Here is a 12,217-nt window from a genome sequence, read left to right on the forward strand (position 1 = left end):
AGGATGATTATTTTTACGTATTTTTTTATGTAACTAGAGAATGATGTAAAGCAACGATTTAGTAGGTTTCCTATAAAGAATAGGCAGCACAAACCTAAGAGCTTGTATTTGTGCTAGCCCTGATTGTAATTAATTAAGGAATAATAATGTTTTACCACACCAAGAAGCTACAGTACTTCAAACCGCCAGAAAAACCAGACCCGATCTACGCGAAGAAGATTCAAGAACTCATTGGTGGTACCTTTGGGGAAATGACCGTGATGATGCAGTACCTGTTTCAGGGCTGGAATTGTCGAGGCCCTGCAAAATATCGGGATATGCTCCTCGATATCGGTACTGAGGAAATCGGTCACATTGAGATGCTGGCCACAACGATCGCTCACCTGTTGGATAAAGCGCCAATCAAACTGCAAGAAGATGGTGCTAAAGACCCAGTCGTGGGTGCGGTTATGGGCGGTAGCAATCCACGGGATATAATTACCGATGTAATGGCGGCGGCGATGAATCCCCAACACGCCATCGTTTCTGGTTTGGGTGCCATGCCAGCTGATAGCGTTGGTTTTCCCTGGAATGGTCGCTTTATCGTTGCTAGTGGTAACTTAATGGCAGACTTCCGATCAAATCTCCATGCAGAGTCTCAGGGACGTTTGCAAGCAGTACGTCTGTATGAGATGACTAACGATCCGGGTGTGAAAGATACCCTGAGTTTCATGATCGCTCGCGACACTATGCATCAAAACCAGTGGCTAGCAGCTATTGAAGATTTGAAAGCAGAGGGACTAGAAGATACTCCCGTTCCCAGTGCCTTCCCATTGGAATTAGAAAAGCGCGAGTTTGCTTACCAGTTCTGGAATCATTCTGAAGGAACTGAAAGTGCTGAAGGACGCTGGGCAAAAGGCCCTTCAATGGACGGCAAAGGCGAGTTTGAGTACGTTAAACATCCCCAACCTTTAGGGCCAGAACCTACACCACCCGCTCAACCCGAACCACGATTGTACGGTACGCCCCAATTTCGACAGACACAAGATCAAGGGCAACAAAAGGCGAGTGATCGCAAGATTATCGGTTAATGATTGGTGGATAGTATCGCCGAAATCCAAAATTGAATAACGCATTTGCTCAACACAATACCCTATAAACTGGCACTTACTCCTAGCTGCCAGTTTTCTTATTGCTCTTGTATGAAGATATTTTAGTCAAGGCTCATTCTTATTTTTTAAGATAAAATATTAGTAAATAGACATAAATTACTAGACCAAGTACTAAACTGATGTGAATAAATTGTAATAAATATTATGTCTTTTCTTCACAAAAGTTGAATATTGTCAACTATTAGTGGAGTGGAAAGATACCTATATAGGTAGTTATTTGAGACTCAAGTTTAACAGATATCAGTCTAAATTTAAGAACCAAAATACTATACGTGATATTGGCATCACGACAAATATAATTAGCTTAATCTGAAACAAAAATATTTACAGTAGTAAATATAAAGCTTTACATTGACTATTTAGCTGACAATTAACATCAGCTTACGAAGGTCTATGTGTTTGTGTGGCTATACTTAAGATTTTTATCAAAAATTTAATGGAGTATAGAAATTATGAAACTCCAAAATCAATCTGTATATAAATATAGTATAGAGTCAAAAATTTCCTTGCATAGTATCGTTCTCAACTACTATCAACTAATAGATGAGCAAAAGATTAATGAAGTCTTAAATTTATTTTCTGAAACTGCATCCTATGCACGTTGCGAGGAAGTTTTTAGTGGAATAAAGGCGCTTGAGAACTTTTATAAAAATGAGCGTAAAATCACAGGGCATCATGAAATCAAAAACCTTTGGATTATAGGTCGAACTGCCATTGTGGAAGGAATATTTAGGGGCAAAGGAGCAGATGGCAAACCTAAAAAGGTAAGCTTTGCTGATTTCTTTACATTCAATGATGAAGGCAAAGTACAAAACAGACGTACTTATCTTATGTTAGGTGGTAGTTATGTCAAGGCATAGATGTTAAATCAATTCAAAATTACAATCAGTGGGAGCAATAAAGCACCACTAATTGTAGGCTGCTGAATCAAAATTTAGCGAGAGCTTGTACTCAAAATTAATTAATTCAAAATTAATTTTCTTATTAATTTTGTATTTTGAATTAAACTCGATAGTTTACTTGCAGACAGCATTCGGGAGGTAAGTAAAAATGCCCCAACTAGCGCCGCATATATTTGAACTATTACACAACCAGGGCGTACAACACGCATTTGGCATCCCTGGCGACTTTGCACTAACGCTATACGATGCGCTGGCAGAGAGCAAAATTAAACCAATTGTAATGACTCACGAGCCATGTGCTGGCTTCGCTGCTGATGCCTATGCTCGCATCCGTGGTTTAGGATTAGCTGTCGTCACATACAGCGTCGGTGGATTGAACATGGTAAATGCTGTGGCGGGTGCCTATGCTGAGAAGTCGCCCTTAGTTGTCTTGAGCGGCAGCCCCGGTGTGCGGGAAAGACGAGAGCGAGACTTGCTGCACCACAAGGTAAAAACCTTTGATACACAGCGGCGCGTTTACGAAGAAGTCAGCCTTTATGCCAAGACGCTAGACAACCCCACCACAGCCGATGCCGACATCCACCGCGCTCTTGACTACGCAATCACGTTTAAGCGTCCTGTTTATCTGGAAATCCCGCGAGACATGGTTTACGCGGAGATTGAAGAGGCAGAACATCAACCACCCCCAATTAAGCGTACAGACTCAGATGCACTGACAGAAGCGATCGCCGAAACACTGGAGATGCTAAACCGAGCGGCATCACCAGTCATGCTTGTTGGTGTTGAAGTTCACCGCTTCTGGTTGCAGGAGAAAATTGTGATGCTGGCTGAGAAATTAGGTGTGCCAGTCTGCGCCACAATGTTGGGAAAATCTGTTTTTCCGGAAGGGCATCCTCAGTATATCGGCGTCTATAACGGTGAGGTGGGACATCCCTACGTCAGGAATATCGTTGAAGAGTCAGATTGCCTGCTGATGCTGGGTGCGTTTATGACAGACTTTAATTTAGGTCTGTTTAGTGCTCACCTCAACCCCGCCAGCACAATCTACGTCACCTCTGAGCGTATTGCCATCAAACATCACGAATATCCAAATGTGCGGTTGGAGGATTTCATTACAGCCTTATGCAGCAGCAAGGAACTACCGCATCATAATCCATCTGGCATCACACCCATGAAGCCGCGAGTCGCTCCAGCCAATGGCAAGATGTCGATGAGCAGTCTGCTTTACGAACTCAATCAATTCATTGACAGTAATACAGTGGTAGTGACAGATGCCGGAGATGTTTTGTTTGCGGCAGATGACATCCAAACGCAAGAGGGTACATCGTTCTTATGCCCGGCGTTTTATGCGAGTATGGGGTTCGGAGTACCCAGCGCGATTGGCGCACAGCTAGCAGATCCATTCCGGCGGGCGATCGCTCTAGTGGGTGACGGAGCATTTCAGATGACTGGCATGGAGTTGCTGACAGCTAAACGACTGGAGTTGAACCCAATTGTAATTGTCGTTAACAACAGTTCGTTTGCCTCACTGCGGATGATGGGTCACCAGAATGCAGATTTTGTCAATATCTCTAGTATCAACTACGCGGAGTTCGCCAAGATTTTAGGCGGTCAAGGCTTTGTGATCGAAACAGCCCAGCAACTTCGTCAGGCATTTCACCTAGCACGTGAGAGTGATACTTTTAGCATCCTTGATGTTCGCATCTCGCCCGATGATTTATCGCCTGCCTCGCAACGGGTAGCTTACTTGTTTGCAAAGACGTTAAAAGGGTAAAGCCGCCAAGGCAGAAGGTAGGAATTAGGCAGAGGGACTTCAGGTGCAGGGGGGAAAGCTAATGACTAATTACCAATGACTATGATTGGCGTTTATCGTCGTGATTCAGTTAAATCAACTTGCCTACGCTACCTAATTTAGTTAAAGTCGAGTCAAACTTTAAAGCTACTTTTGCAAGCATTCTGCTGTTAAAAATCTTTGCATACTAAAAGGTGATGTAATAGTTTACACAATAAGTGAATGAAACTCTTTTTCTCTAGCCCCTAGCCTAAGCGTCCCTAGCCCCTATTTTCAAGACACAAATATACCCATGAGCGCTCAAACTATTACCCAACTTCCCATTCCCAGTCATTTCGATGCCCGCCGTGTTGGCGAAGTCTGGCGCGTTCCTTACCAAGAAAGAGCAGCACAAGCAAAAGATTGGGCAAAGCGGCACCAACTCCAACCTGCTGCTGAGGATAAAACTCGCATTTTGCTAATGGCGATCGATGTGCAAAATACCTTCTGCATTCCTGATTTTGAGCTATTCGTCAGTGGACGCTCTGGTATAGGTGCGGTGGAAGACAACGTGCGGTTATGTGAGTTCATTTATCGCAATTTAAATGTAATTACGGAAATTGCCCCAACAATGGATACTCACACAGCTATGCAAATTTTTCACCCTGTTTTCTGGGTGAACGATGCCGGAGAGCATCCCGCACCGATGACGATGATTTCCTTTGCTGATGTGCAACAGGGCAAATGGCAGGTGAATCCAGCAATAGCCTACAGTATTGCTCAAGGTGACTACATGGGATTGCAATCTTATGCTCTGCATTACACCCAACGCTTGAGTAAAGATGGCAAGTACCCACTCACTATTTGGCCTTATCATTCTATGCTGGGCGGCATTGGTCACGCTTTGGTGTCAGCAGTTGAAGAAGCCTGTTTCTTTCATGCGATCGCTCGCCACAGTCAAACCAATATTGAGATTAAAGGCGGTAATCCGCTCACAGAAAATTACTCCGTACTGTGTCCAGAGGTGTTAGATGATGTAAACGGTCGTCCTATTGCCGAGAAAAATACCCGCTTTATTCAAAAATTACTAGAATTTGACGCAGTGATTATCGCTGGGCAGGCAAAGAGCCACTGTGTCGCTTGGACGATAGATGACTTGCTAACAGAAATTCAAGCTCAAGATCCTAAACTAGCCCAAAAAGTTTATCTCTTGGAGGATTGCACTTCTCCGGTAGTTGTTCCAGGTGTAGTAGATTTTACCGACCAAGCCAACGCCGCTTTTCAACGCTTTGCCGACGCAGGAATGCATTTAGTGAAGTCTACGGAGTCAATAACCTCTTGGGGGGGTATCAAGATTTAGGTATTGGAACTGTAATATCCCCGACTTCTCTAATAAGTCGGGGATCTATGTTGGCTAACTCTGCCACGCGTTTAGAAACTTATTCACAACTCTATTGAAAGTTTGTTTGAGTTGATGCTTGCGATACCAATTTTGGAAAGCGATTTCGTACTCTTCGCCTTTAGTTTGAAAAGTATTCCAAGCGTCAAGACCTATACCCAGTCCCCAGAATAACAAAATATACAGTGACCAAGAAAGACCACCACCACCAACTAAATCTACAAGCAGCAAAACACCGTTGACAATACTAAACTTGCCAAAACGCTTTTTGAATCTTTCTGTACGGTAAGCGTTAAAAGCTTGTCGCTGCTGAATTTCTCCCTGAGCCACTTGCCAATCGCGTTCTGCTAGTTTAAGCATTTCTGGGGAAATTTCTAGCTCCGCAGCAATTTCCAACAGTTGTTCGTAAGAAAATTCTTTTTCTTGATCTTTAGATTGATGAGCGATCGCCAGCTTGAGAATTTGCTGTACATCTTCTTGGCTATAGGAAGGGGTGGATTTAGCATCAAATGCCGTCATAGTTCTGTCTCTTTAGTTACTTAAATAAAGTTTTGCTGCCTAGCAGATATCACGTACCTGTGCGATCGCGCCTCATGCGATTTCCATTATTATTAGGCTAGCAAATCTTCCTTGGGGTGGGAGAATTAAAAGGCAGCTATGCTGGAGGCAGAAAGAAGAAATAGTTGATAAGGAATAGGCAGTAAGGGGCGGAGTTGATTAGTAAGCAATTATTGTAGGGTGGGCACTGCTTAACTTTCCTTAAGCCCTTATTTTTACGTTACGGACAGTGCCCACCTTACAGAATTTTAGATTTTTAATGAATACAATCTAAAACCTGTGTAGTAGCGCATCTTCTGGAAGTTGTAGATTTTAAATCTTGTTTAGCCATACAGTATTATATTGGCTAATTGTTTAGCATTAAGTGTATGCAAGAGTTCACTATTTATGTTGATGTGGATGATACACTCGTGCGTACCTCTGGTAATAAGCGTATTCGCATTCCAGCAACAATAAATCACATTCAACAACTCAAACAGCAAGGTGCTACGCTTTACTGCTGGAGTTCTGGAGGAGCAGATTATGCACGACTCATTGCAGAGGAACTTGGTATCTTAAACCTGTTTACAGGCTTTTTACCCAAGCCAAATATGTTAATCGATGACCAAGATGTAAATGATTGGAGGTACTTGATCCAAGTTCATCCTATCTCTTGCGACTCTAAAAGTTTAGATGATTATCGCCAACAACTTCTTGATCAAGCATCAAGAAACTCTTAGTAAACAACTGTTCCTCGTTGAGTACCACACCTACTGCCTGTGTTGACAATGAATATACAAAAAATGTATATTCATTGTGTGGACATTAAAAGTTGTTGAACAATGGAAGCGCGATCGCCACAGCCAACTAATCGAAACCGCGATGTCACAATTAACATTCGGGTACACCAGGCGCAACGTGATTTAATCGACAGTGCGGCAGATGCTCTCGGTAAGAGCCGCTCCGATTTTATGTTAGAGACAGCTTGCCGAGAAGCCGAAGCGGTTTTATTAGAGCGGCGGCTATTTATAGTAGATGATGATAAATTCCAACAATTTTTAGAACTCCTTGATGCACCACCATCTGCTAATGAAAATCTCCGTAAATTGCTGTCAACAAAAGCACCGTGGGATTAAAGGTGGTCAATGAACAGAATCAAAGATTACAACCACCTCAACCCATAAAACCAGAGCATCAACTAGAAGATTTTGATTCTGGTAGTTCTGAATTGAACGATTGGTTGAGGAAACGTGCGCTCAAGAATGAAGCAAGTGGCGCTTCCCGAACATACGTTGTCACTGTTGGACAAAAAGTTATTGCCTACTATTGTCTGGCAAATGGAAGCGTAGTAAATACCCAAGCACCTAGTCGTGTCCGACGTAATATGCCCGATCCAATTCCTGTAATGGTGATTGGTAGGTTAGCTGTAGATTGTAATTGGCACTCTCAAGGAATTGGGCGTGGTTTAGTACGTGATGCGGTGCTTCGCACATTGCAAGCAGCTAAAATTGCTGGCATCAGAGCCATTCTTGTTCACGCTATTTCAGAACAAGCAAAACAATTTTACTTAAAATGCGGTTTTATCCCTTCACCTGTTGCAACGATGACGCTGATGGTAACAATTGCAGATGCAAAAGACGCTTTAGGTATTGTTGAGTAATTCCTGCAACTTAGCAAGCACAACCTGAACGTGATTTTTGACTTTCACATTCGACCAAGCATAAGCTAACTTACCATCAGGGGCAATCAAAAAGGTCGATCGCACTACGCCCATATACTCTTTGCCCATAAATTTTTTTAACTGCCATACACCGTAAGCTTCACATACTTGGTGTTCTGGATCGCTTAATAGCTGGATCGACAGGTTGTGTTTGTTAATAAATTTACAATGAGATTTTTCTGAATCGGGACTGACACCGACAATTTTAGCTCCCAGGGTGCTGAACTGTTGAGAAAAATCAGTAAATTCTTTGGCTTCAGTTGTACAACCGGGAGTGTCATCTTTGGGATAAAAGTAGAGGACAAGCCAATTTGATTGGAAATCACCGAGACTAACCAAGTTACCATTTTGATCGGGTGCGGTGAAATCAGGTGCTTTTTCTCCTGGTTGAGGCATATCTTTGAGCGTCTAACTTCAGCAAAGAAATAGTATCACTTGCCTGGTAGGATGTGAAAGTCGAGAGCAAGCGAAAAAAACCGCAAAGACGCGTTAGACGCGGAGCGGTGAGCAGCGCGTTGGGCGGCTTTGCCGACTTGAAGCGACTGCGAACCCGTAGGGCTTCCCGTAAGGGTAGGACACAAAGGTAAGAAGAGAAGAGAGGGGGTAAGCTGATTGTGTTGCCAAAGCGATAGAAATGGGCATGAAAAAGAATTATGCTGTGAGAGTTGACATCACTCGCTGAACAAATATACTCGAAATGTACTATTGGATAGCATTAGTGGTATGGGGTGGACACCGTTAAGAGAACGAATTAACCAAATACCACTCGTTCTTGCAGGGCCTATTTTACGACGTACCGAACCTAATGCCGTTACTGTCTGGATTGCTTTAAAAGAAAGTCGCACTGTTACTTTAGTTATTTTTGATACTAATAAAAAAGTATTAATTACAGGCAGAAAGAAGACAACACAACTTGGGGTGAATTTGCATGTTGTTGCTGTTACTGCCAAGTCTTCTCATGCTGCACTTTTGTATGGTGAAAATTATCTCTATAATTTAGCTTTTGATCCTGGAGAAACATTGGCTCAGGCAGGTGTTTTAAATCTAGAAGGTTCAATAGCAGAGATTACTTATCCAGGGTATGAATTGCCCAGTTTTGCACTTGTACCAAATAATTTAAAAGATTTACGCCTTATTCACGGTTCTTGTCGCAAGCCCCACGGCGAAAGCATAGATGCGCTGGCTACTGTGGATAAGATGATTAGAGAAGCTTTAGTAAAAGATCCGAAAAAACGACCGCATCAACTTTTTCTGACAGGGGATCAAATCTACGTAGATGATGTGGCTGATGCTTTACTATTCATGTTAATGGATGGCAGCCAAACACTTTTGGGATGGCTAGAAATACTGCCAGTTGTCACAAATCCCGAACAATTAAATCCTGGCAAGCGTAATTATTTAGCAACTTATGTGGCTGGTTTAACAGCTAGTATTAATAAAATAAACAGAATTTCTAATATTGCTAAAAGCCATTTATTCACATTTGGCGAATTCTGTGTCATGTATTTATTTGCCTGGTGTGATGTGTTATGGCCGAAATTAGAAGATTTGCCAACTTTTGCAGATGTGCATCCTAATTCATCACAATTTGCAAGAGGTGAAGCTGAATTTAAAAAAGAACTGAAACATTTACAACATTTTCGGGAAACACTCAAAAAAATCAGACGTGCTTTGGCTAATGTTCCCACTTACATGATATTTGATGACCACGAAATTACCGATGATTGGTATCTAAACATGGCTTGGTGCGATCGCGTTCTCAGCAAACCTCTTGGTAGGCGAGTTCTGCAAAATGGTTTACTAGCATATGGCATCTGCCAAGCTTGGGGAAATACACCAGATGAGTTTGAACAGGGTAAACCAGGAGCGGCATTGCTACAAGCTGCTGAAGCATGGGCAACTTCACACGGGCAAAACCCAGAATCCGAGGATGAGATCACTCGGCTGATTGGTTTACCATTGCCTGCCAATATTCGCAATAGTAATCCCAGGCAAGTATCCCATAGTAAAGATTCTTTAAATTGGCACTATACTGTAACCGGGCCGGGATATGAAGTTTTAGTGCTTGATACTCGTACTTGGCGGGCATTCCCAGGCAAAGACTTCGATTTTCCTGGACTTTTGAGCGAGGAAGGCTGCGATCGGCAAATATCATCGGTGATTCCTCCCAAGGATGCAGAGGTGACTTTGGTAATTTCACCAGGGCCTGTTATTGGTGTACCTTTTTTGGAGACAATCCAAAAAGCTGCCAAAGCTTTCGCTGAAACAATTGGTTCTGCGGCTTGGGGTTTCGATCCAGAAGCTTGGGGTTTGGAAGCAACTGCTTTTGAAAGATTACTTGCTGCTTTGGCTTTACGAGCATCACCCGCAAACAAAGGACGTGTAATTGTTTTATCTGGCGATGTACATTATGGTTTTGCCGCTCGCCTGCAATATGCAGCAACAAATCCTTTTCAACATTCACACAATTGCAATGCAGAAATGATTGTTGTGCAATTTACTAGTAGTTCCTTCAAGAATGAAGTGAGTGGAACTGGTGGTAGCCATTCATTACATAAAAAAGGTTTTTTCCCAATTGAAGCAATTAAACATCTGCCAACAGCAGAAATTTTAGGATGGAACAATCAAGAAGAAAAGGAATTAGAAATTGGTGTCATAGATTTTTTAGCTGATGAGATATTTCAACGCCTTCCTTGGAGAATCAAGAGTACACCAGCTAAGGTAGATTTAGTTCAAGCACGCAGTTGGCATAGATTATTAGAAATTACTAAAAAGCCCGAATGGTGGTATCGAATTGATTTTCTAGTAGGAAAATACGAACAAGTTCGTGAGCCACAAAATTCGGATTATGTTAAACCTCAATATATAACTGCTCCTTTACCTGGAGAAGAGCGCAAGGAGTATTTAGAGCAATATTTAGCGATGGCTAAAAATTATCGCGACTATCATGGTAGACGGGGATGCGGTAAAGAAATTGTCGGATTAAATAATCTCGGTGAAATTACTTTTGAAGTGGTTGATGGCAAGCAAGTAGCTATACAAACCCTTTGGTGGCAACTCGAAAGTTGGGACAAAGGTACATTTTTGGAACCTTTCCCATTAACTAGGTATGAAGTTTCACTAGAGTTTTGCGATCGCGAACATCCGATGAGTGATGTATTAAAAGATTGTTTTAACCGAACCTGAGACGAATGGTTGAAAACAGCATATGTAAACGATTATTCCACTGGCTGCGCTCAGTTTTATTAAGTACTAACAACCATGCCATAATAAGGTAGAGGATTGCAGACACAGCCATTTCAGTAGCTAAACCCAACCATCCCCAAGGAGTGTGGCTTCTGGCAATGTACCAAACGATTAAACCATAAGGTATACCAACTGCCAAGGGTTTAGCGACTGCAAAGAAAAGCTGTTTCAAAGAAGTGCCAAAAACGTTGCGTAGTAATACAGGAAAACACCAAAAACTAAAGGTTACAATCCCGACAAAAGTACCCAAAACAGGCCCGATGATCCCGAAGCGGTAAGTACTAATAATACTAACAGATACATTGATTCCCGTTTCCACAATTGCAGCCATCAGAATTTTAGCTTGCATTCCAGTACCACCAAAACACCAGCGCCAGAGAGTCAAAAGCCCTAACAAAAAACCATTACAGGCAGTAAGTAAACTAAGTGTTTCACCACCAAAGCGATCTTGTCCCACCCATAAGCTAACAAAGTAAGGGTTGTAAGCAGCGATCGCAATCATCAAAGCCAATCCTATCACCGCTACTAACCGCGTCAGTTCAATTAAACGAGCATTAAACCTCTTCATTTCTCCTTTCGCATAAAGTTCAGCCAAAGCAGCCCAAGTAGCATTACTGACGCCTTGTATTTGAGATTGTGCTAGTGCTGCCAGACGTTGCGTAACAAAAAACGGCACAACTATTGCCGGGCCTAATATATAAGAAATAATAATATTATCTGTAAATAAATTTAGTTGACCTGAAAGATTAAGACCAAATATAGGCCAGTTTAACTGCCAAATTTGCTTTTTAATATCAGCTATAGCCTGTGGTTTAACAACAGTGGCAAACAGATTTGGGTAGCTACGTACTCCATCCCAATAAATTAAAAACTGATACGGAATACTACCCAGAATTACAGCCAAATATTGACCGGGTATTCCCATTCCAGCCCATGCAAATAGCAGCGATAAACCAGTAATAGCAATTACTTGAACAGTCAACCAAGCATGGATTAAATAGCTGCGTTGACTAGCATCTGCTAGCATTCGGAATGGTGTAATAAGTACAAATAATAAACCAGTTAATCCTAGCCAGTATCCTATTTGCAGTTCGCTTTTTAGCGCGTCATGGACATGGACTAAATTAGGAATAAACCAGCCAAGTCCAATTCCAACCAAAAGCATGACTGCTAAAATTTGCCAATAGGCTTTAATTCCCGTAATCAGAGTTAAGCGAGTAAGTTCATTGTCATCTTTTCCTAAAGATTTAGCTAGTAGAGGCAATAAAGAACGACCTATTCCTAATTCTAACAAACCGATATAACTTACCCAATTACTTGCAGTTCTAAATGCTCCATATCGCTCATCTCCTAGCCATTTTATCAGTAATGGTGTGCTGAATACACTCACACTCAAAGTTATAGAGTACCCTAAAATTCCTGTAGCAAAATTTTTGATTGAGCGACCAGTACGATTAAATTTCACTCTTAGTTACCTAAATATTTTGTCGT

General features: G+C 42.0%; 11 protein-coding genes. 8 read left to right on the forward strand and 3 right to left on the reverse strand.

The features are described from left to right. Positions 1–146: 146 nt before the first annotated feature. The 4 genes from UYC_RS0107725 (at position 147) to UYC_RS0107740 (ending at position 5,184) form a co-directional block, all read left to right on the forward strand. The gene (locus UYC_RS0107725) at positions 147–1,070 is read left to right on the forward strand and encodes a manganese catalase family protein (RefSeq protein ID WP_016877393.1); all 924 of its coding nucleotides are present in this window, start codon (positions 147–149) and stop codon (positions 1,068–1,070) included. Positions 1,071–1,603: 533 nt separating this feature from the next. After that, the gene (locus UYC_RS0107730; RefSeq protein WP_016877392.1) at positions 1,604–2,011 is read left to right on the forward strand and encodes a nuclear transport factor 2 family protein; all 408 of its coding nucleotides are present in this window, start codon (positions 1,604–1,606) and stop codon (positions 2,009–2,011) included. 190 nt (positions 2,012–2,201) lie between these two features. After that, positions 2,202–3,827, forward strand: a complete 1,626-nt coding sequence (locus UYC_RS0107735; RefSeq protein WP_016877391.1) for an alpha-keto acid decarboxylase family protein — start codon at positions 2,202–2,204, stop codon at positions 3,825–3,827. A gap of 310 nt (positions 3,828–4,137) precedes the next feature. Beyond that, positions 4,138–5,184, forward strand: a complete 1,047-nt coding sequence (locus UYC_RS0107740) for a cysteine hydrolase family protein (RefSeq protein WP_016877390.1) — start codon at positions 4,138–4,140, stop codon at positions 5,182–5,184. A gap of 54 nt (positions 5,185–5,238) precedes the next feature. Here UYC_RS0107740 and UYC_RS0107745 read toward each other — a convergent pair whose 3' ends face one another. Further along, a complete protein-coding gene (locus UYC_RS0107745; RefSeq protein ID WP_016877389.1) occupies positions 5,239–5,742 on the reverse strand; it encodes a 2TM domain-containing protein in 504 nt (167 codons plus the stop codon). Between the two features lie 407 nt (positions 5,743–6,149). On the opposite strand from UYC_RS0107745, the gene UYC_RS0107750 reads away from it, so the two are divergent. The 3 genes from UYC_RS0107750 to UYC_RS0107760 all read left to right on the forward strand — a co-directional run bounded on the left by UYC_RS0107750 (position 6,150) and on the right by UYC_RS0107760 (position 7,420). Next, positions 6,150–6,500 carry a DUF705 domain-containing protein gene (locus tag UYC_RS0107750; RefSeq protein ID WP_016877388.1) on the forward strand — a complete coding sequence of 117 codons (351 nt, stop codon included), beginning with the start codon at positions 6,150–6,152 and terminating at the stop codon, positions 6,498–6,500. A 102-nt stretch (positions 6,501–6,602) separates the two neighbouring features. After that, entirely contained in the window at positions 6,603–6,896 is a 294-nt protein-coding gene (locus UYC_RS0107755; RefSeq protein WP_016877387.1) for a type II toxin-antitoxin system TacA family antitoxin, read from the forward strand. 2 nt (positions 6,897–6,898) lie between these two features. Continuing rightward, complete coding sequence (locus tag UYC_RS0107760; RefSeq protein ID WP_235181605.1) at positions 6,899–7,420, forward strand: GNAT family N-acetyltransferase; 522 nt, start codon at positions 6,899–6,901, stop codon at positions 7,418–7,420. Here UYC_RS0107760 and bcp read toward each other — a convergent pair. After that, positions 7,403–7,876 (reverse strand): thioredoxin-dependent thiol peroxidase, encoded by a 474-nt coding sequence (gene bcp / locus UYC_RS0107765; RefSeq protein ID WP_016877385.1) that lies wholly within the window; start codon positions 7,874–7,876, stop codon positions 7,403–7,405. The two genes, UYC_RS0107760 and bcp, sit on opposite strands and share 18 nt — an antisense overlap. Positions 7,877–8,203: 327 nt before the next feature. Here bcp and UYC_RS0107770 point away from each other — a divergent pair, with 327 nt between their 5' ends. Then, positions 8,204–10,666: a metallophosphoesterase family protein gene (locus tag UYC_RS0107770; RefSeq protein WP_016877384.1), complete on the forward strand. Its 2,463-nt coding sequence runs from the start codon at positions 8,204–8,206 to the stop codon at positions 10,664–10,666. Here the strand turns inward: UYC_RS0107770 and UYC_RS0107775 are convergent. Continuing rightward, entirely contained in the window at positions 10,653–12,191 is a 1,539-nt protein-coding gene (locus UYC_RS0107775) for a polysaccharide biosynthesis C-terminal domain-containing protein (RefSeq protein WP_016877383.1), read from the reverse strand. The two genes, UYC_RS0107770 and UYC_RS0107775, sit on opposite strands and share 14 nt — an antisense overlap. Positions 12,192–12,217 lie beyond the last annotated feature (26 nt).

This window comes from Chlorogloeopsis fritschii PCC 6912, from assembly GCF_000317285.1.
In the GTDB taxonomy this organism is placed as follows: Bacteria; Cyanobacteriota; Cyanobacteriia; order Cyanobacteriales; family Nostocaceae; genus Chlorogloeopsis; species Chlorogloeopsis fritschii.

Excerpts from the sequence above, each read along its gene's own strand:
- UYC_RS0107745 (WP_016877389.1), bottom strand. The coding sequence starts at position 5,742 with ATGACGGCATTTGATGCTAAATCCACCCCTTCCTATAGCCAAGAAGAT.
- UYC_RS0107740 (WP_016877390.1), top strand. The coding sequence starts at position 4,138 with ATGAGCGCTCAAACTATTACCCAACTTCCCATTCCCAGTCATTTCGAT.
- UYC_RS0107755 (WP_016877387.1), top strand. The coding sequence starts at position 6,603 with ATGGAAGCGCGATCGCCACAGCCAACTAATCGAAACCGCGATGTCACA.
- UYC_RS0107735 (WP_016877391.1), top strand. The coding sequence starts at position 2,202 with ATGCCCCAACTAGCGCCGCATATATTTGAACTATTACACAACCAGGGC.
- UYC_RS0107770 (WP_016877384.1), top strand. The coding sequence starts at position 8,204 with ATGGGGTGGACACCGTTAAGAGAACGAATTAACCAAATACCACTCGTT.
- UYC_RS0107725 (WP_016877393.1), top strand. The coding sequence starts at position 147 with ATGTTTTACCACACCAAGAAGCTACAGTACTTCAAACCGCCAGAAAAA.
- bcp (WP_016877385.1), bottom strand. The coding sequence starts at position 7,876 with ATGCCTCAACCAGGAGAAAAAGCACCTGATTTCACCGCACCCGATCAA.
- UYC_RS0107730 (WP_016877392.1), top strand. The coding sequence starts at position 1,604 with ATGAAACTCCAAAATCAATCTGTATATAAATATAGTATAGAGTCAAAA.
- UYC_RS0107750 (WP_016877388.1), top strand. The coding sequence starts at position 6,150 with ATGCAAGAGTTCACTATTTATGTTGATGTGGATGATACACTCGTGCGT.